The 19,464-nt window shown below is 66.2% G+C and carries 7 protein-coding genes; 3 read left to right on the forward strand and 4 right to left on the reverse strand.

What is annotated here, in order from left to right; genetic code table 11:
• Positions 1-13: 13 nt before the first annotated feature.
• From H3T92_RS05950 to H3T92_RS05965, 4 genes are all read right to left on the reverse strand, one after another.
• Positions 14-1,321 carry an MFS transporter gene (locus H3T92_RS05950; protein ID WP_101432017.1) on the reverse strand — a complete coding sequence of 436 codons (1,308 nt, stop codon included), beginning with the start codon at positions 1,319-1,321 and terminating at the stop codon, positions 14-16.
• Entirely contained in the window at positions 1,308-2,048 is a 741-nt protein-coding gene (locus H3T92_RS05955; RefSeq protein WP_186279366.1) for a GNAT family N-acetyltransferase, read from the reverse strand. Before H3T92_RS05955 ends, H3T92_RS05950 begins: the two co-directional genes overlap by 14 nt.
• Positions 2,049-2,175: 127 nt before the next feature.
• Positions 2,176-6,216: an ATP-dependent DNA helicase gene (locus H3T92_RS05960; RefSeq protein WP_144085396.1), complete on the reverse strand. Its 4,041-nt coding sequence runs from the start codon at positions 6,214-6,216 to the stop codon at positions 2,176-2,178.
• Positions 6,213-10,670 (reverse strand): PD-(D/E)XK nuclease family protein, encoded by a 4,458-nt coding sequence (locus tag H3T92_RS05965; protein WP_186279365.1) that lies wholly within the window; start codon positions 10,668-10,670, stop codon positions 6,213-6,215. The genes H3T92_RS05960 and H3T92_RS05965 overlap by 4 nt, the downstream gene beginning before the upstream one ends.
• A 173-nt stretch (positions 10,671-10,843) precedes the next feature.
• On the opposite strand from H3T92_RS05965, the gene H3T92_RS05970 reads away from it, so the two are divergent.
• The 3 genes from H3T92_RS05970 to H3T92_RS05980 all read left to right on the forward strand — a co-directional run bounded on the left by H3T92_RS05970 (position 10,844) and on the right by H3T92_RS05980 (position 19,463).
• Complete coding sequence (locus tag H3T92_RS05970) at positions 10,844-12,349, forward strand: serine/threonine-protein kinase (protein ID WP_144085394.1); 1,506 nt, start codon at positions 10,844-10,846, stop codon at positions 12,347-12,349.
• Positions 12,350-12,514: 165 nt separating this feature from the next.
• Complete coding sequence (locus H3T92_RS05975; RefSeq protein ID WP_198189590.1) at positions 12,515-17,956, forward strand: Ig-like domain-containing protein; 5,442 nt, start codon at positions 12,515-12,517, stop codon at positions 17,954-17,956.
• Positions 17,949-19,463: an AAA family ATPase gene (locus H3T92_RS05980; RefSeq protein ID WP_232341924.1), complete on the forward strand. Its 1,515-nt coding sequence runs from the start codon at positions 17,949-17,951 to the stop codon at positions 19,461-19,463. The genes H3T92_RS05975 and H3T92_RS05980 overlap by 8 nt, the downstream gene beginning before the upstream one ends.
• Position 19,464 lies beyond the last annotated feature (1 nt).

Below are 19,464 nucleotides of genomic sequence, written 5' to 3' on the forward strand. Positions count from 1 at the left end.
GACTGTTCATTCACTATGCATTTTCGGTCTTTTCCACGACCATACCCCTCCTGCGGCTCCTGGCCCAGCCCAGCAGGGCCAGAGGAACAGCGCAGCAGGTGACCACCGCGGGGATGGTCATGCCGCCGTGGGGCCCGAACTGATCCAGGGCGACTCCGGCCAGGGTAGATCCCAGGGAGGTGCCGATGGATCCGCCGGTGGACAGCCAGGAGAGCCCCTCGGTCAGGGCACGGGCATCCACATTCTCGCGTACAATCAGGTTGCCGGTGGCGAAGATGGGCGAGACGCACAGGCCGGTCAGCACCTCAGCCAGACCCAGCAGGACCAGGTTGTCCATGACCAGGCGGAAGACCACGTAGCCCAGGGTCAGCAGCACCAGGAAGGTCGTCAGATAGCGCCAGCGGGATCCTTTGAGCTTGACCGAGCCGAAGATCAGCGCTCCGCAGAGGGAGCCCAGGGCGAACAGGGCCAGCTGCAGGCCTACCGCACCCTCTCGTCCCATGGACTTGGTCAGGGCGGTCACCGAGACGTCCACCGCCGAGAAGCTCATGTTGAAGACGACGAAGATCACCACCAGCAGAAGGATGCCCGGGTAGACCAGAGCCGAACGAGAACCCTGGTGACCGTCAGTGTCGCTTGGCAGGACGTCCCCATGGGCGTCCACCGGGGAATGATCCGCTGCAGACTGGCTGACGGCCTCCATGCGAACGACGGCCGGAGGCTCGGTGGAACGCATGGCGAAGAAGGTCAGCCCGCCGACCAGCAGAGCCAGGGCAGGCAGGTAAAGCTGGGAGACCGGGCTGACCGAGGTGGCCAGGTAGGCGGAGAGGATGGGTCCCAGGATGAAGACGCACTCGTCCAGGCCCGACTCCAGGGCGTAGGCGGTGTTGAGCAGATTGGTCTTGTCGTCGCGCAGCACCCAGGCCCAGCGGGTGCGCACCAGGGCTCCGAAGGCGAACTGGGTCAGGCCCATCAGGGCCGCCAGCACAAAGAGCACCCCCAAGGGAACCCGGCGCATGGCACCCACCGCAAATCCCAGTATGGCCAGGGCCTGCACGAGCAGGGCGGTCACTCCGACCCGACGCTGGCCGAACCGGTCGAACAGACGGGCGTAGAAGGGGGTGACCAGGGCCGCGCAGAGCGTGTAGACGGCGCTCATCAACCCGGCTGAGGTCCAGTTGTCATAGATGTTGTTCAAGGCCAGTACAATGCCCAGACCCATCATGCCCAGGGGCAGGCGGGCCAGGACGGCCGACAGGCAGAAGCCGGCGGCGCCCGGGTAGGTGAACAGGCGCAGGAAGGGGGATTTAGCGGCCGCCATGATCACCGTCCTTGCCCAGCTGGTCGCTCACACGGCCTCCGTAGATGAAGATGTCGTCGATACCCTCGAAGAACTGCGGATCGTCAGAGGGGTCGCGCCCGGCGAAAGCCGCATGGTCCCTCCCCCTGAGCTCGGCCAGCCGCTCCATGCCCTGGTGGTCGTAGAAGCCGACGTCGCAGGAGGAGTCCGTGTGCAGGTAGAAGCGCTCGATCCCCGCCTGGTCCAGATGCTCCAGGGTGTCCCGCCATAGGGCGCCGCCCACGCCTCGTCCCCGGGCACGGCTGGAGACCAGGAAGAGCCTCAGTTCTGCCTGGGGCGGAACAGCCAGACCACACTGCTCCTCCAGCTTGACCTCGGTTTGCTGCCACTGGCGCGCCCGGTCCAGGGTCTGGGCGCCCAAGGTCGTGGCAGACAGCTGCTGATCGACCTGCTCCAGCTCCTCTTCGGCCTGAGGGAAGCACAGTTCGCCACGCCCCTCAGCAAGCAGGGTCACCCCCAGAAAATCCTGCCCATCGACAGCTATCCGGGCCCTGGTGGCGCCCACCAGGTAGTGCAGGATGAAGTGGGCAGCGCTCAGCCGGGACACGGTGCCCTCGGGATCCTCCTGCACCTTCCAAGTAGCGTCGAAAGTCCCCACCAGGTCGGGCATATCCGCCCAGACCATAGGTCGTATCGCCACGCTCCCCCTCCGCCGGGAGGCCTGGTCGTGAATACTGGACGTTGTCATCTGTCTCATTGCTCCATTCGGGCGTGCCCGGCCCAACGACGGCACTTGGCCGTCTGCCGATCGCCTGCTGTTCATGATTGCTGATGCGCGGCACCCATCGCCTTATCTGGCGGGGTCTGCCGCAGACTCAGTCCTCGTCCGACTGCTCGGGTATGCCCTCGGCCAGGGATGCGAGAATTTCTTCTTCGGTCCTGGCACGGGCCCTGATGAGTCGATCCTGGGGCCGGTCTTCGCTTACATAATAAAGGCAGGCGTCGATGGTCGACAGGCCGATACCCTCCAAGCGTGACAGGAGCAGCCGGTAGAAGTCCAGCTGGACCAGACGGCGCTTGGTCGACTCCTCTCCGCGCGGTCGGGCTCCGGTCTTCCAGTCCACGATGCTGTAGCGCAGGTCCGTGCGTTCAGGGTCCAGTCCGCCGGCAAAGACCGCGTCCAGCTTGCCCTTGACGATTTGGCCTGCCAGCACCGCCACGATGGGCCGTTCCACCCAGACAGGAGTGCGATGGGCCCAGTCAGACTCGGCCAGCCGCTGTTCCCAGGTCAGCAGACGGGCCTGCACGGGGTCGGCCTGGGGGTCCAGGGACTCCCGCTCCTGGTCAAGCTCAGCCAGCATGCGGGCCCGCTCGGCCATGGCTCCGGGACCCAGCGGACCATCGAGCAGATTCGGTGCTTCCGCCTGATCGGGCAGGTCCACCAGTCCTTCAGGGGCGGAGATATCGGGCAGGATGAAGCGCCTGGCCCAGTCGTGGAAGCGGGTGCCCGCCTCGGCCTGCGGGGAGGCCACCTGAGGTATGGGTCTGACCAGCCCCTGCCAGTAATCCCTCTCCATCTTGGGATCGCCCCCTGCCGAGCCGGCCTGGATGGCGGTGACGCTGCTAGCCCCATGCCCCAGGATCCGACGGCCGGTGCGCCGCAGCAGATCCAGGTCCGTGAGCAGCTGGTCGTCAGCTACCCCCAGGCGGCCGGTGCTGACCTGCAGGACGCGGACCGCATTGGCGTAGAGCCCGTCATCGCCCTCCTCATCAATTACGGGATCGCCGGGTTGCCCGGCGCGCACCCAGGCGGCCGAACGATTCAGGGCTTCACGAGTGCGCACACTCAGCACCGGCGGCCAAAGCGCCTGGTCACGCTGACCGTCTCGAGCAGCGACCTGATCCACCTGATCCAGCGCACGGTCGACGATGGCCTGACGGTAGGACTGGGCATGCTCGCCGACAAAGAGCCCCAAGGGCGGCGTTGGCTGGCCCTCCTGGGCATCCTCTGCCTGCTCCAGCTTGACCGCATCAGGCTCTTCCTGGAAGAGCTCCACCAGCTCGCTCCAAAAGTTGGAGGCCTTATCCGGGTCCGGAGCCGGGGTATTCAGGGCCGCCGACTCTGCCTGGGAATCCTGGCTGAAGGTCAGCAGCAGATCATGCCGGGCCCTGGTCGCCGCCACATAGATCAGCCGTCGCTCGTCGTCCAGCAGCCGACGGCCGTACTGTTCGCGCTGAGAGGGGGCGATGGCATCGGCCCTGACCGGGCGGGCCTGGTCGTCCAGCCCGCTCTCCCGAGACAGGCCCATGGCCTCCTCCTCCAGACCCGCCAGATCCAGACGACCCAGCAGATCCTCAGGGTCAGCTCCCAAGGGAGCGTCGTGAGGAAAGCGAGGCAGGATCATGGCATCAGCCCGCACCGGCACCGGCACAGACTCGGGATCGACCAGCCAGGTACGGGCCGTGCAGCTGTACTGGTAGACCGGGCCGTCCGGGGATTGGACCACCGGCTTGTCCAAGGCGGGCTTGACCGCGAGCCGGTCGCCCTGGCTGCTGGGGAAGGCTCCCCGCTTGAGCCCGACCACCGCCACGGCATCCCACTCCAGTCCCTTGGCCTGATGGACGGTCATCAGGACCACGTCAGCCTGCCGGTCGTCCCCATCAGCGGGCATTTCGGGGCTCTGGTCCAGGGAGGACAGCCAGGAAACGAACCCGCGCAGGCTGGGCCCCAGACCCTGTGGCAGCTCGGACAGGTAGACATCCACTTGGTCCAGCAGGGCCTGGATGCCCGCCTTGGCCTGACTGGGCTCCAGAGGCCGTTCAGGATTGGCCAGGGAGCGGGCCAGCACCAGGTCCGCGTCCAGATCCAAGGCACGGATGGCGGCGATGACCACCTGGCGCAGGGGGGCCGATGACTCGGCCTGGACCTGGCAGATGACCCGGGCGGCCTCGGCGGCCAGGACCCGCCCCCTGGCGGATAGGCCTGAGCCCTTCAAGAGGTCTGGCAGATCGTCGCGCAGCAGCAGGTCCACCAGGAAGACATCGTTGGGAACCTGGTCACGGTAACGGTGCAGATCCTCGCGACGGCGGCGCGGGTCGGGGTCGGACTCGACCAGGCCGGCCCTAACCAGGGCCCGGTACTGGCTGTCCTCATTGACCTTGGCGGCCAGGGAGGCAAGAGCGCTCAGGTCGGCCGCGTCCATGCCGAACCGGGCCGAGGCCAGTAGACGCATCAGGGAATCGCTGTCGGTGTGGTCGCAGACCAGGGAGAGCAGGGCTCTAAGGTCCATGACCTCGGGCCGGTCGAAGAGGGAGGAGTACCCGACGACCTGGCAGCTCAGCCCAGCAGCCTCCAGGGCCTGGCGGTACCTGGGCAGGGCGGCCTTGGAACGGAAGAGAACAGCCACGTGCGGCGCATCGCCGTGATTGCCATAGAGCTCGCGTGCCTTGAGGGCGAACCTGACCACGCCGTCGATCTCCTGTCCGCCGGTGCTGTAGCCCAGGAGGCCCACGGTGCCCGAGTCGGCGTCCTCACGGGGACGGAGCCTGGCCACGTCCACCTCGCGGAGTTCCGCTTCGGACCGGCTCCCCTGGTCCCGGTGGCGCAGGGGAACGGTCAGCTGATTGGCGGCCTTGAGCACCCAGCTGGAGTTGCGGAAGGTGCGCGACAGAGTCAGCGGGTCCTGGTCCTGCGAGCGCCCAAAGGCGGTCACTCCAGACAAGGGACCGCTGCCGGATGCGGGCCGGTCGGCCAGCATGCCGAACTGGGCCTGGAAGGTGCGGAAGGCCCCGGGGCTGGCCCCGCGCCAGGCATAGATGGACTGGAAGGGGTCGCCCACGGCGGTCACGGCCGACCTGCCGGGAGCCTGGTCCGCACTCCCCTGATCCTCCTGCCGATTCTGTGGATGGAAGATAGCCGCCAGCAGCAGGGCCTGGGTGGTGGAGGTGTCCTGGTATTCGTCCAGAAAGACGTGGCTGTAGCGGCGTCGCAGCTGGGCGCTGATGGAGGGGAAACGCTCGACCAGCTGGAAGGCGGCCAGGGTGAAGTCGCCGAACTCGGCCATGTTGGCCTGCCTCTTGGCACGCTGGTAGTCCTGGACCAGGGTCAGCAGCTTCTCGCGTGTCAGAACCGCCCGTCGCATGGCATCCACCCGGTAGAGGCGAATGCTCTGCCGCTTGTCTTGGAAGGCCTTGATTTTACCTTGATAGTGCTCGTCGGTCTCTTTCTTGCTGCGCTTGGGCGGCGTCTGGCTGGCTCTGGGCTCGGCGGCCGGCACGGGCTGGTCGCCGATGAGCTGGTCCGCACGATCCACAAAGGCGCGGTCCCAGGCACGGATCCGTTCCACAGCCTGGTCGAAATCAGGGCAGTCGCTGCTGATCATGGAGGTGGTCACCGCCCCGGTCAGCCCCAGGACCCGGTTGACGGTGGTCGAGAAGGTCGCGGAGCCCAGGTCGTCGGATTGGCCATCCTGCGCCGAGGAACCAGCGGGAAAGATCAGATCCAGATGGTCAGCGACCACCTGGGAGGCCAGCTGATAGGCCCCTGCCGAACTCAGGGGACGGGTGTCCTGGTCCATGCCCACCAGCAGGCCATACTGGCGCACGATGGACTGGAAAAAGGCATCATAGGTGGACACGGTCGGCTTGAGGAAGTTGCGTTCGGGATCCACGGCCGAGGCGCCTCTGCCCTGGTCGCGTCGAATGACCGCCGCCCCCACCCTGGATTGAAGTTCGGAGGCGGCCTTGCGGGTGAAGGTCAGCCCTAGAATCTGCTCGGAGGGCACGCCCCGACGGATCAGGGCAATGATCCGGCTGGTCATGGTCATGGTCTTGCCCGAGCCGGCCCCAGCCACTACCAGAAGATCCTCATTGACATCCGCATCGACGATGGCGGACTGTTCGGCAGTCTGCTTCATTCCTGATCCTCCAGTAGATTGGGCGCCACCAGTTGCCATGCCTGACATTCCTGACCATTGCCGGCCCGATGACAGCGGGCCGGATCGAAGACCGCGTCATCCCGGCCAGCCGTCAGCTTGACCCCGGCGGCGAAAAAGACCCTGGCTATCATGGTCAGCCCCCATACAGCCTGGGAGGAGACCCTGGCTGCTCGAACCATGGCCCACAGGTCCGCATCCACCCCGGGCGGCACCTGATCAGGCAGGTCCGTGGGTTCGGCCTTGGACTTGAGCGGGGAGGGCATGCCGGTTCTCGGTTGAGCGACAGTGACCAGCCTGTCACGCTCGAACAGGGGCGGCTGGTAGGCCATCTCCTCCCGGCGCAGCCCCGTTTGCGCATCCTTGGGCGGGGCCTGCAGCTGCAGGAGCAGGGACTGGCTCAGCTTCATCCCCTCGGTCCTCTCCAGGTCGGGGGCCTGCGACAGGCTCCAGGCCGCCCCCACCTCCGGACTGCTGCCGGGCGTGGGCGGGAAGGCCAGTCCCAGCTGATAGCAGACCAGCTGCAGGTCGTTGAAGAGCTGCCCCTGGGTATAGGGGACTCTGCCGGTCTTGTAGTCCACCAGCCGCAGACGGATGCCCTCGGGTAGGGACCTGACCTCTAGACGGTCGATGCGGCCGGTCAGCCTGACCGTTGTCCTGGCATCCAGGGCTGTGGGGAAGCCGTCGACCAGGCCGGACATCAGGGCGAAGAGCCCGTCGGCATCCAAAGGCCTGTCAGGGAAGGTGGCCTTCCAAAGTGGGACCAGGTCCTCCACGGACAGGCTGACGTCGAAGGACCGCTCGCTCTGGACCCCCAGCAGGTCGCCGACCGGGACCGGGCTCCTGCCCTCCACACCGTATTCGGAATCCGAGGAGCGGACGAAATAAGAGGCCAGGTTGTCCAGGATGGACTCCACCCGGCTGCTGCGGCCGCGCTGGTCATAGAGCTCGTCAGGGTCCCGCAGGCGCTGTTCCTGGGGAGCCAGTTCCTGATAGATGTCCAGGAGCGCATCCCGCACCTGCTGCTGGCGGACATCTGGATCGCCCTGGCCAGGGCGATCCAGACCCTGGGCTGTGCCCTCGCTGGCCACCTTGTGAATCAGCGAGCCGAACTCCGTAGGCACCCTGGATGGGGAGGGGCCGGAGAACTGGTCTCCTAGGGCCCACTCCAGGGGGCAGTTCCAGATGGCATCGACCGCCGAGGGCGAAAGGAGGACCACCTGGCGGTCGGACCGGCGTTCATGGCGATGGTCACGGTCGTGGGTCCGATCCGATCGCTCAGCCTGCCCGGCGGCAACAGGTGCGGGCCGAGAAGCACGGTCCCTTTCAGCAACCGATGCGACGCCTGAGGCGGCGGCCTGTGCAGTATGAACTTCTTCCTCCGAGGCCGGCTCAGCAGCGCCATCCTGGCCATAGTCATAGAGGAAGGGCCAATGCCTGGGATCGGCCGAATCCTGGCCCTGGTCGGCCAGCAGCCGCAGGGCTTGCACGGCATCGTCCACTCGCTCACGGTCGACCTGATCTTCCGGGAGCAGCGCTTGAACAGCCAGGATGGACCGGGCGGCCGCCGTCAGGCCCCTGGCAGACACCTCCAGCCCTCCGTAGCGCTCACTGCCGCCTGAGCCAGCGCCGACCATGCTGAACTCGGCCTGGCTCATATCGGCGGTGTGCGGATAACGTTCGGGCAGGTAGCCGTAGAGGAAGTCCGAAGGAACCAGGTCATCGTTCCAGACCGCGCTGATGCGCACCTGGGTCTGGGCCCGGGTCAGCGCCTCCAGGAAGCCCTTCTTCTCGGCATAGAGGATGGAGCGCAGGGCAGGATCATGGCTGAGCGTGTCCGCCAGGGGGTCGCCGATGCGGTCGTGCAGAACCAGGTCGGCCAGCTCCTCGGCGCCGAACATGGTGTCGCGGGGAATCAGATTGGGCCAGACCCCGTCCTGGACGGCGGGCAGCCAGACCAGGGGCCAGTCGGTGGCCAGGGCGGCGGCACCGGCTGGTGTGGTCAGGGTGACGGCGTGCTCGATGGGCCCGATCCGCGCCAGGGAATCGGCCTCGATCTGCATGGTGCGCACCTGATCCATGAAAGCCTCGACCGTGGGGAAACGACGGGAGCCAGCCGCGTACTGGAAGAGCCGCATGAGCGCGTCCAGACGGTCGTTGGCCTCCTCCCCCTCCTGGGTGGCCATCAGGGCCCGCCGCTGCCAGTCGTCGGCCAGGTTCAGGCTCCGCCAGGCCTCCCAGAGCACGTATTGGGGCTGACGGTCCTCCAGGGCGCTGATACGGGTGGCCGTCAGGCGCAGAACCTGCAGGGCCTTGTCCAGGGCTTGTACGTCAGGATCCTCACGGCGGCCTCCGGCGATGGCGGTCATGGCCTCCAGAATGATTCCCGAGGATCGGTCATCCGGGTCCAGCACCAGCAGGGTCTCCAGGGCCTGAACAGACAGAAGGGCTGGCCGTTGAGCATCCCGGTCGCCCAGATCCACCGGCTGGTCGGGGGCCGAGGAAGTGGAGAAGGGGCCGGACCCGCCCCCTGGCTCGACGGAATCGTGCCTGGCCAGCAGGGAATCGTCGACGCTGATGCCGGATGAACGCTCTTGTTGAGCCCGCCGCTCGGCCAGATCCTCGACCCAGGTCTGCCAGGCCTGTCCTAGGAGCGGCAGGTCGTCCAAGGAGCCTGATGAGTCCGGATGGCTCCCCTGTTGGCCGGACAAGGGGGCCAAGGCGGCCATGGTCTCCATGATGGACTCCAGGCGTTCCATCCTGACGGGACGCTCTTGACGAGCGGCTGTGGCGGGAACTCGGAAGAGCGGGCCAGCCATCAGGGTGCGCAGGCGCGAACGGATCCAGGCGGCCACCTGGTCAGGATCGTCCGGGTCGCTTCCGGCGGTGCCAGGGTCCAGCACCGATTGGGCCAGCTCGACCAGGGCGAAGAGACCCTGGATGGCGGGCTCCTGGCTGAGCGGACGGGTCACCGAGGAGAAGCGCACCGGCACGCCCTGGACGCGCAGCTTGCGGCCCAGGGTGCGCAGGGTCATGTTGTCGTGGGCGATGACGGCCATGTCGTTCCAGTCACGCTCGTTGGCCAGAAACTCATGTTTGATCTGCCAAACCAGGTCATCGTCCTCCTGGTCAGGGGAGTGGAAGAGCCTGGTCTGCACGCTGCCGTCGTGAATAAGACTGTCGCCGGCGGTCAGGGGCGCCACCGGGCCGGCGCCGGGCCAGGCGGGCAGCTTGCCGGGTCTGTCGGGCAGAGGGGTGTCGTTCTCCTCAACCCCAGCGATGCCCAGGCTGACCCTGGCAGCCACCAGATCGGCGTAAGAGCCCTGGACGCTTTCGGCATGCTCTGCGGCCGCTTCAGGAACCACCATCCTCCGGGGTTTCAGGGTCACGGTGGCAGCGCCCAGGCAGGCGAAGTCCTGGGCCAGAAGGGGGGCGGCGACGCCTGGCATGGGCTTGGACAGGGCCGTCAGGCGAGTGGCCAGAAACTCAGGATAGGAGCCGCGGAAGGACTGGACCGACTGATCGGGGTTGCCCACCAGAAGGAGTCGGCAGCCAGCCTGGTTCAAGCCCTGCAAGAGGCCCATCCCGGCCAGGGTGATGTCCTGCCAGTCGTCTACGACCAGCAGGTCAGGCAGATCGCCATCAGCCAGCCCGCCTAGGCTGCGGGAGGCTTCGACCATGAGCATGGAGGGATCCAGACGGAATTCGTCCGGGTAGCTCTCGGTGATGCTCTGGCGGTATTCGTCCTCCAGGGCGAAGGCCAGCCGCCACTGCAGGCCCAGCCGGTCGCGACGGTCAGGATCCATGGGCTGTACGGCCAAGGCATCCAGAAGCTGGTCCCGGTCACCCCTGTCCAGGCCTAATTCCGTCATGCGGGCGAACATGTCCCGCAGCTGGGCGATGAACCTGTCGGCGACCCCTACGACCCGTCCTTGACCGTCGCCGACCAGGACGGCCGACCAGCCTGCCCCGTTGCGGAAGTAGCGTTCCAGGAGTCGGCAGACCGCACAGTCATCCCCGGCCTGTACATGCTCCAGATGGACGGTCATGACCTGCCTGAGCAGGGCATCCTCTTCGGCGCCGTTCAGCAGTCTGGGCAGGAGTGGATCGTGGCCTCCCTGGGCCAGCCTGGACCGTGTCAGCATACGGAAGGCCAGAGCCTGCAGGGTGCCCACAGGTCGGGTGCGGTCGGCGCTGCCCCTCTCCAGAATGACCTGGCGGCTGACCTGGTCGGCAGCGGTCCGACCTGATACGGCCATGCTGGCACCGTCACCGAACCGTTCCATGCCTGCCAGCAGGGCCTGGGTGGCCAGCCTGGTCTTGCCGCTGCGGGGAGGACCAGCCACCACCAGGACCCGGGTGGGCCGACCCTCCTCGTTCTGGAGCCGATCGCCGATAAGGGCGCGGACCGGTTCCATGGCCTCTTGCGGATCCACCGGTGGCTGCTTGCTCATAGCTACAAGAATAGGGTCCGGCATGGTCCATCTACAGGCCCCGGAACCAGCTGATCCGGAACCGTCCGCAAGAGGCTCAATCGATGCCTGATCGGGAACGGCGTGCTGTTATCGTGGATTACAGTTCTCAGGCAGTCCCCAGGAGGTGATGTCCCTTGCAGCAGAATGGTTCCCAGGCCCGGCGCCCGGGTGCGGTTCCAGCCATGGACCAGGCGCCGACGCTGTCCGGGCTGCGGCTCCTGCGACCCTTGGACCTGGGAGGCACCGCCGCCGTCTATCTGTACGAGCAGGAGGGGCTCAACCGACCTGTGGCGGTCAAGGTGGCCCTCCAAGGCAGCATGGACCAGCAGACCCATCAACTCTTTCTGCGCGAGGCCAAGACCCTGGCCAAGCTCTCCACCCATCCCTGCATCCTGAGCATCCACCAGGCCCTGGTCAGCGATGACGGACGGGATTGCCTGGTGCTCGAATACGCTCCGGGAGGCAGCTGCAAGACCATCATGCTCAAGGGAGGCATGGACCAGGAGGACGTGCTGGACCTGGGAGTGCGCATGGCCTCGGCCCTCTGCTGCGCCCATGAGCGGGGGATCCTGCACCGGGACGTCAAACCCAGCAACTTTCTGATCACCGACCAGGGCCTGCCCGTCCTGGCCGACTTCGGCATCTCCTCTGGCATCTATGGAGGCGAACGGACCGGCGGGCTTTCCATACCCTGGGCGGCCCCGGAGATCCTGGCCAACCGCTCGGGAGGGTCCGAGGCCAGCGACATCTACTCCCTGGGCGCCTCGCTCTTTGGCATGCTGGCCGGCCGCTCCCCCTACGAGTACGCCTACCGGGCCCGGGATGAGGATCACCTGGCACAGCTGATCCTGACAGCGCAGACCCCGGTTCTGCACATGGGTGAGGCCTCCCCTATGCTGGCTGCGGTTCTGGAGAAGGCCATGGCCCATGACCGGGACGACCGCTACTACTCGGCGCTGGAGTTCGGCCGCGCCCTGCAGGAGGTCCAGCAGCAGCTCTACGGCCATGCGACGCCCTTCATCGGCGAGGGAATCGACCCCTATCCCAAGGGGGATGTACGCCCGCACGCCCGAACCGGGACCGGGGTCAGCTCCGAATCGCGTCTGCAACCGGGCAGAGAGGCGGAGGCCAACCATGCAGGCAGCCAAGCCAAGCGGTTTCCTGCCGGCCGCCGCCGTGTGATTCTTCTGGCGCTGATCCTCGCTGCCGTCCTGGCCGTTGCCTTGGTCTGGGCCTTGGTTGTCGGCCTGCCGAACGGATCCGAGCGAGGTTCACAGCCGACTGCAGGTTCCTCCCCGGTCCAAACCCAGCAGGCGCAGTCCCCGGACCCGACGGATTCGAGCGACCCTCATGACCTGCAGGAGGGCTCAGTTCCCTCGCCCACCCAGGGTCAGGGCCACTACCAGGGCACCACGGCAGTTTTCACTTGGTCCAATCCTGACCCCAAACCGGGAGACAGTTATGTTTGGCATCCCCTGGACCAGGGTGGCAGCGGCGACCGTGGCCGCAGCGTGCAGACCCGACAGCCGACCGCCCGCATCGACGATCCGCAGGGGGGCCAGACCTGCATCAGCGTCACCCTGGTGCGGGCCGACCGGAGCATGTCCCAGGAACCGACCATCATCTGCGCCGTTCAGTAAACCCTCGGTGGATGAATTTTCACATTCGACCACCCCGACTTTCACAGACCGCCAAGACCCTGCAAACCAGCTAAAATCAGTCCTCAGAGAGAGCATTGACGGCGGTCCGGGACGAGTTAAGAAGCCAAGCCTGTGTGGCAGGACAGGAAAGGAACCCAGGGGATTATGGACTTGCAGGGACGATTCCTGCGGATGCGCCGGGCCGGGCTGCGCCTGCGGCGTGCTCTGGCCGTCCGCGCCAGGAACCCTGCCGCCATCCTGGCCATCACGCTGACGGCGCTGGTCCTGCTCATCCTCGGAGCCCTGTTCATGCATGGGGTGAACCGCCGTGCCGTTCAGGTGGATGACGGCAGCATCTGGATCACCTCCCAAAATGAACGCAAGGTCGCCCGGTTCAAACCCGACATCGGAGAGGCGGATGTGGCCCTGTCGACGGGCACCGACCACTTCGATCTGGCCCAGAGCGGATACGCGGTCATCCTGGGTCGGGAGGGAGGCATGGCACCCATAGCGGCCTCCACCGCCACCCTTGGGGACACCACCCGTTCGGATGCCAGGGTCCAGCGGATGGTCAACGGGCCCACCCTGACTCTCTTCCAGGCTCGGACCGGCAAAATCTGGGTAGGCCGGGCCGCTTCGCCGGGAGATCTGGACCCGCAGCGCCGAGACCCTGTGCTGACCCTGGGCTCCGGGGCCGCCGTCACTGTGGATGCCTCCGGAGCTGTCTACGCCTACCGGCCCTCGGACGGGGTCGTGTTAAGGATCGACGGACCTGACTCCCGGGCCCATCGTGAGCTTGACTCTCTGACGGACCACACCCCCGTCCGGGCCACTGCCTTCAGCGTCATCGACGGAAGACCCGTCCTCTTGGCAGGCGACCGGCTTTACTGGCCCCAAGGATCCATCCGGATTCCACACCGGGGAGACCTGCAGCTCCAGTCCACTCCAGTGGATATGGACCGCCAGGGGCCCTGGGTGGGCCTGACCGACCAAGAAAGCGTCCACCTGGTTGATCTGGATCACCCCCGGAATCAGGTTGAGACTCTAGGCACCGGCGGCAGCGGCCAACCCGCCCAGCCGGTCTCCTCGGGCGGATGCTTGTGGACGGCCTGGGCCTCCTCGGGGAACAATTTCCTGCGACTGTGCGCAACAGGGACAGCCATGCCACAGGTTCGGTCACCGCAGCCGCGTCCCTCCACTCTGGAGGCCATCGGTCCCACCTCGGATCTGGTCTTCCGGGCCAACCACCGGAGGGTCATCCTCAACGACGTACTGACTGGCGATGTCTGGAATCCCCGAACCTCCACCAAGGTGATTCGGCCACAGTGGCAGACCATGGAGGTCAAGCACGCGGACAGGACCGATCAGCGTCAGGACTCGGCCGACAATCGTCAGCGGTTCGCGGCCACCTGTCGATCAGGATCCCAACCCATCCAGGCCGAGGACGACAGTCTGGGCATTCGGGCCGGATCCAGAGCCCTGCTGGATCCCCTGCGCAACGATCGCCAGACCGACTGCTCGGTTCTGCGAATCGAGGATGCGCGCAGCTCGCAAGGCAATCTGCGCCTGACCCCGGTCATGAACGGCCGCTACCTGCAGGTGGATGCCAGCGACGCACCTGTCGGCCGAGCCCGAATCAACTACTCCATCACCGATGGACGCGGCCAGGTCTCCTCGGCTGGCATCGACCTCAACATCGCCCCTGCCAAGATGGACCGAGGCGACCAGGCACCGGTCCAGAACGACACCCCTCCCGAATACGAAGTGGAGCAGGGCGCCACGACCACTGTCAATGCCCTGGCCGGCTTCGAGGATCCTGATGGGGATCCGCTGACCCTGACCGGCGCCGAACCGGTCAACTCCGATCGGATATCCCTGTCCACCAGGGCTGACGGACAGCTGACCATGAGCGCCGGGTCGGCCACCTCCGGTCGGCTGGCTGTCAAAGTCACTGTTTCGGACGGAGTCATGAGCGGTCAGGGACTGATCTACTTCACCGTCAAACCTGTCAATACCCTGGCTCCACTGGTCGATCCGGTCATACGCCAGGCCACTGCCGGCCGAGAGGCCACCGTGGACCTGAGCAGGAGCGTACACGCCAATGCCGCTCAGCCACTCCGCCTGGTCCGGGTCGACAAGCCCGACGGAATCCAGGTAAAGGTCAACGCCGAAAGCCTTTCCTTCACTGCCACCGCCGCCAACCCGGGCACCTATTATGTCCCCTACCGGGTGGCCCAGGGTGACCAGGAGACCCAGGGGCTGGTCAGGCTGGAGGTAGAACACAGCCAGGGCGGATCCGCGCTGCCGGTTCCTGTCAACGACGTAGCCCTGCTGGGGGCCGACCAGACCGCCATCGTCGATCCGCTTGACAACGACCTGGATCCCATGGGCGGAGTGCTGGCCCTGACCGATGTGCGCGTGGATCCGGACTCCGGCATCAAGGTCGGCATCGTGGACCACCGCCGGGTCTACCTGTCTGCCAGAAAAATCCCCACACGGTCGCTGAGCATCGCCTACACAGTTGCCAACGCCGATGGTACGGCTCAGGGGACCATCGTCCTGCAGCCCCCCTCCCTGAGCAGGGCGGCCTCGGCGCCCAAGGCCCCGAATCTGACGGTTGGGGTCCGCTCATCGGGCCTGGTCACGGTTTCGGTCATGGACAAGGTCGCTCACGCTGACGGGACCAGCGTCACCCTGGACCAGCAGCTGGCTACGGATCAGCAGACTTTTGCGGGCTTGGCCTTCGTATCCGGGGACACGGTCAGATATCAGGCCAGCGAGCGCACCGGGGACTTCCCGGCCACCTATACGGTCAGGGACGATCTGGGCAACGCGGCCTCAGGCACCATCACCTTCCGGGTGCATGCCTCCGACCCGGCCAGCAAGCCCGCGCCTACACCCAAGGATTTGCGGGCCCAGGTGGCTGCCGGGACCAAGGTGCGCATCCCCGTCCCATTGACCGGCATCGACCCGGACGGAGACTGTGATACCCTGTCCGGCTTGGGCAACCAGGCGCCCAGGCTGGGCAGGATCGTCAAAGCCGGGGCCGACTACCTGATCTATGAGGCCTATCCCGACTCGCATGGCACTGACGAGTTCACCTACGCCGTGGAGGACTGGATGGGGCAGCGCGCCCAGGCACACGTGCGCATCGGCGTCTTCCCTGACTCCTCGGTGACCGGGGTCTTCGCCCGGGACGACAAGGTCAGGCTGCGGCCCGGGACCGTGGCCGACGTTCCGGTCCTGCTCAACGACATCTCTGGGGATGACGACTCCTTGAGTCTGGACCCCCACCTGGAGTGCCAGGGCCTGGACCAAGCCAGCGTAAAGGACGATATGATCCGGCTGACTGCCCCCTCACAGCCAGGCACCTCCTATCTGGTCTACCGGGCACGCAACCGGGCGGGACTGAGCGACCAGGCCACCCTGACCGTGATCTCGGATCCTCAAGCCCCCATCCAGCCGCCCATAGCCCAGGATTACCAGGTGGCTCCCGAGGACACGGTGGACAAGCGCAGCGTGGAAGTCAATCTGGCCGACTCCATCAGCAATCCATCCGGCACCCTCGATGACCTGCGCCTTGGGATTCATCCTGGAGCCAGGGCCCACGCCAGGACCGCAGGCGAAGCCGGCTCCACCAAGCTGGTCATCGACCTGACCGACCAGGCCAAGGCCGTGCCCTACACTGTCACCAATACCCGGTACAAGATCACTTCAATGGCCTTTGTGAAGGTCCCCGCCTATGGGGTGTTCCCTCCGGTTCTAAGACCCCGCGCTCCGGCCCTCAAAGTGCGGGCTGGTCAGAGCATCACCATCGACATCGCCGATCAGGTCAGGGTGGGCGCAGGCAAGACCGCACGGATCTCCTCCCGCCAGTCCGTTTCGGCCACCAAGTCCGACGGATCCGACCCCTATGTGGACGAGCACACCCTGAGGTTCACCGCCGCCAAGGACTATGCCGGTCCAGCCTCACTGACCTTTGCCGTCCGTGACGGGGATCCGGGCGGTCAGGCCATCGTCAACGAGTCAGTGCTGACCCTGCCCATCACCGTGGTGGGCGGCAGAGCAGCCCCGCCGGTCCTCTCGGCACCGGTCATCGATCTGGTGGCCGGGGAGCCGGCACAGACCATATCCCTGCCTGCCATGACCCGTTGGCCCCAGGGAAGCGACCCGGCAGACAGCACCTTCTCCTCCGGGGACCCCCAGGGGCCGATCCATGCCAAGCTGAGTCCTCGGGGGCAACTGAACGTGGCCGCCGACAAGACCGCAACACCTGGCACCAAGGCCACCCTGCCGGTAACCATCGCCAGTTCATCCGGCGAGGCGCATACGGTCCTGGCCTTCCGCATCATCGCCACCACTCGGCCCCTGGCTTCGGTCCCCTCACGTCATGTGGGGCTCAAGGCCGGGCAGAGCCTGGAACTGAACCTATTCGACGATGCCCTCAACCCCTTCCCCGACACTCCGCTGCGCTTGGTGGGCCTGGTCAGCGACGACACCTCACGTCTGACAGCCAGCAACCTGGGCGACGGGAGGATCGCCATCAAAGCCGATCGTGACATCGGCGCCTCTACCAACACCATTCTGGCCACGGTCGAGGATGGCAGCCGTGACCCGGGACGCCGGGTCAGCGCCACCATCACCGTGGGCATCATCGACCGCCCGCAGGCCCCCAGAATGCTGGCGGGCGCGGCCCAGGCAGGCGACGGAACGGTTCTCCTGGCCTGGGAGCCGGGTGCAGCCAACGGCAGTCCGGTGGACGAGTATCGAGTCTCCTACACCTCATCGGCAGGCTCAGGACAACGCTCCTGCGGCAATGCCGTCACCTGCCGAATCGACGGGCTGGCCAACGGCCATGACTACTCCTTTACTGTCCAAGCCCACAACCAGGTGGGCTGGTCCCCCGCCTCCTCGCCGGCAGCAGCAAGGCCGGACGCGATCCCAGGAGGCGTGCAGGCACTGACCGTGGACGGCGGCAGCAAGGAAACCCTGACCGTCACCTGGCGCCCACCGGAGAATCACGGCTCACCCATCCAGGGCTATACGGTCCACGGCGAGGGTTCAGGCTGCGGTTCGCCACGATGGCGGTCGGCCACCGCCACCAAGGCGGTCTTCGATGTGGGCCATGACGAGGCAGGCGGCACTTGCACAGTGAGCGTGACCCCGTCCAATATGGCCGGATCAGGACCTGTGGCCTCAGCCTCTGGAGCCACCTGGTCACATCCGGATCCCCCTACATTCCAGACTCTGGAGTACCAGGGCAAGGACCAGGTCAAGCTGGTCCTTGCCCCCGGGGGCGAACACGGCCGGTCCTGCGCAGACATCCAGGTGAGCATCGATGGCCTCGACTCCGACAAGGCCTCCTGGACCCTGCCCTGCAACCAGCCGGAGGTCAGTGAAGTCATCACCCTGCCTGCTGGATCCGCCAAGCCAGGTGACACGCTGACCTTCCGGGCAGTCGCTCGCATCCGTGGAGTGGGGTCTGAAGGCCATTCGCCCGCTGCCACCAAGGAGCTGACCCTGCCTAAGGATGCCGACAAGCCAAGCGACAAGACTCATACCCGTCAGGGGTCCCCTCAGCAGACAAGGATGAATGACCATGGATGATCGAAACGCGCAGGAACCCATCCAGCAGGACGGCACCATCCCGGATGACGCGACCAGGAGGAGTACCCCCAAAGCCGCCCGCGAGGAGAGCAGCGAGAGCCGACGGATCCCTGCCGACCGACTGGATGTACTCAAGCGACAGCGCCAGGCCCTCATGGCCGGTCTGGGCCAGCAGGAATCCACTCCGGCGGTGAGCGATGACCGGACCCGGCCCGGTCACATCCCTGTGGCTGCCAGGCAGGAAAGGACTCAGGAGTCCGGGACGGAATCCATCCCATCGGACCGCACCATGGTGGAAGACGGGACCATCCCCGGCCGCCAGCCGGTCCGTGACCTGTTCAACCGGCCCTCATCAGCTCCTGCAAGGCCTGACCTTGTCGATGTCACCAATCAGTCCCGTCGCCCCCCGCTGGAGAAGACCTCGACCCCCACTTACGCAGTCAGGACCGACGAACCAGGGGAGGTAGACCAGACAGGACAGAACAGGCGGTCTTCCACCGAAGCAGGAGATCAGGCAGCAGGGACAAGGCAGCCAAGACGATCCGGCCAGGCCGCAGTGGATGTGTCGACCTTCGCCAACCTCTTCCGCTCCATCGTGGACAACGTCGGCCAGGCGGTGCTGGGCAAGGAGGATACCATCGCCCTGTGCGTCACCGCCCTGATCGCAGGAGGCCATGTGCTCCTGGAAGACAATCCGGGCACTGGCAAGACCCAGCTGTCACGCGCCCTGGCCGCCTCCATCGCCGTGGACTGCAAGCGGATCCAGTTCACCCCGGACCTGCTCCCCTCCGATCTGCTGGGCGTGACCTTCTATGACCAGGCTCAAGGACAATTCTCCTTCCGGCCCGGCCCGGTCTTCGCCTCCCTGGTTCTGGCCGACGAGATCAACCGAGCCTCCCCCAAGACCCAATCGGCCCTGCTGGAGGTCATGGAGGAGGGTCAGGTGACCGTGGATGGCCGCACCTACCGCCTCCCCCGGCCATTCATGGTTATGGCCACTCAGAATCCCATCGAACAGCTGGGCACCTATGCCCTGCCCGAAGCTCAGATGGACCGCTTCCTGATCCGCACCTCGCTTGGGGCGCCTGGACACGATGCCAGCATGCGCATTCTTGAAGAGGCCGACATCCGCGACCGGGCAGGCCTGGTGGAACCGGTGGTCGACGCCGCCCAGGTGGAGGCCATGGCCGCCTGCGCCTCCGAGGTCTTCTGCGACTCCTCCATCATGGAATACGTCATCCACATCATCGAAGCCACACGGCACAGTCCCGCCATCCAGGTCGGCTCCTCCATCAGAGGCGGGCTGGCTCTGGTCCGTTGTGCCAGGATCCGGGCCTGCGCCCAGGGCCGCGACTACGTGATCCCCGATGATGTCAAGAAACTGGTCGACCCCATCCTGGCCCACCGGCTGATCCTGACCTCCCAGAGCAGGTTGGCGGACATGGATGAACACCAGGCGCTGGCCGAAGCCCTGGCCAAGGTCCCCGTCCCCACAGGAGAGCAGTGAG

Source organism: Bifidobacterium sp. W8112 (assembly GCF_016101425.1).
GTDB lineage: Bacteria > Actinomycetota > Actinomycetes > Actinomycetales > Bifidobacteriaceae > Bombiscardovia > Bombiscardovia apousia.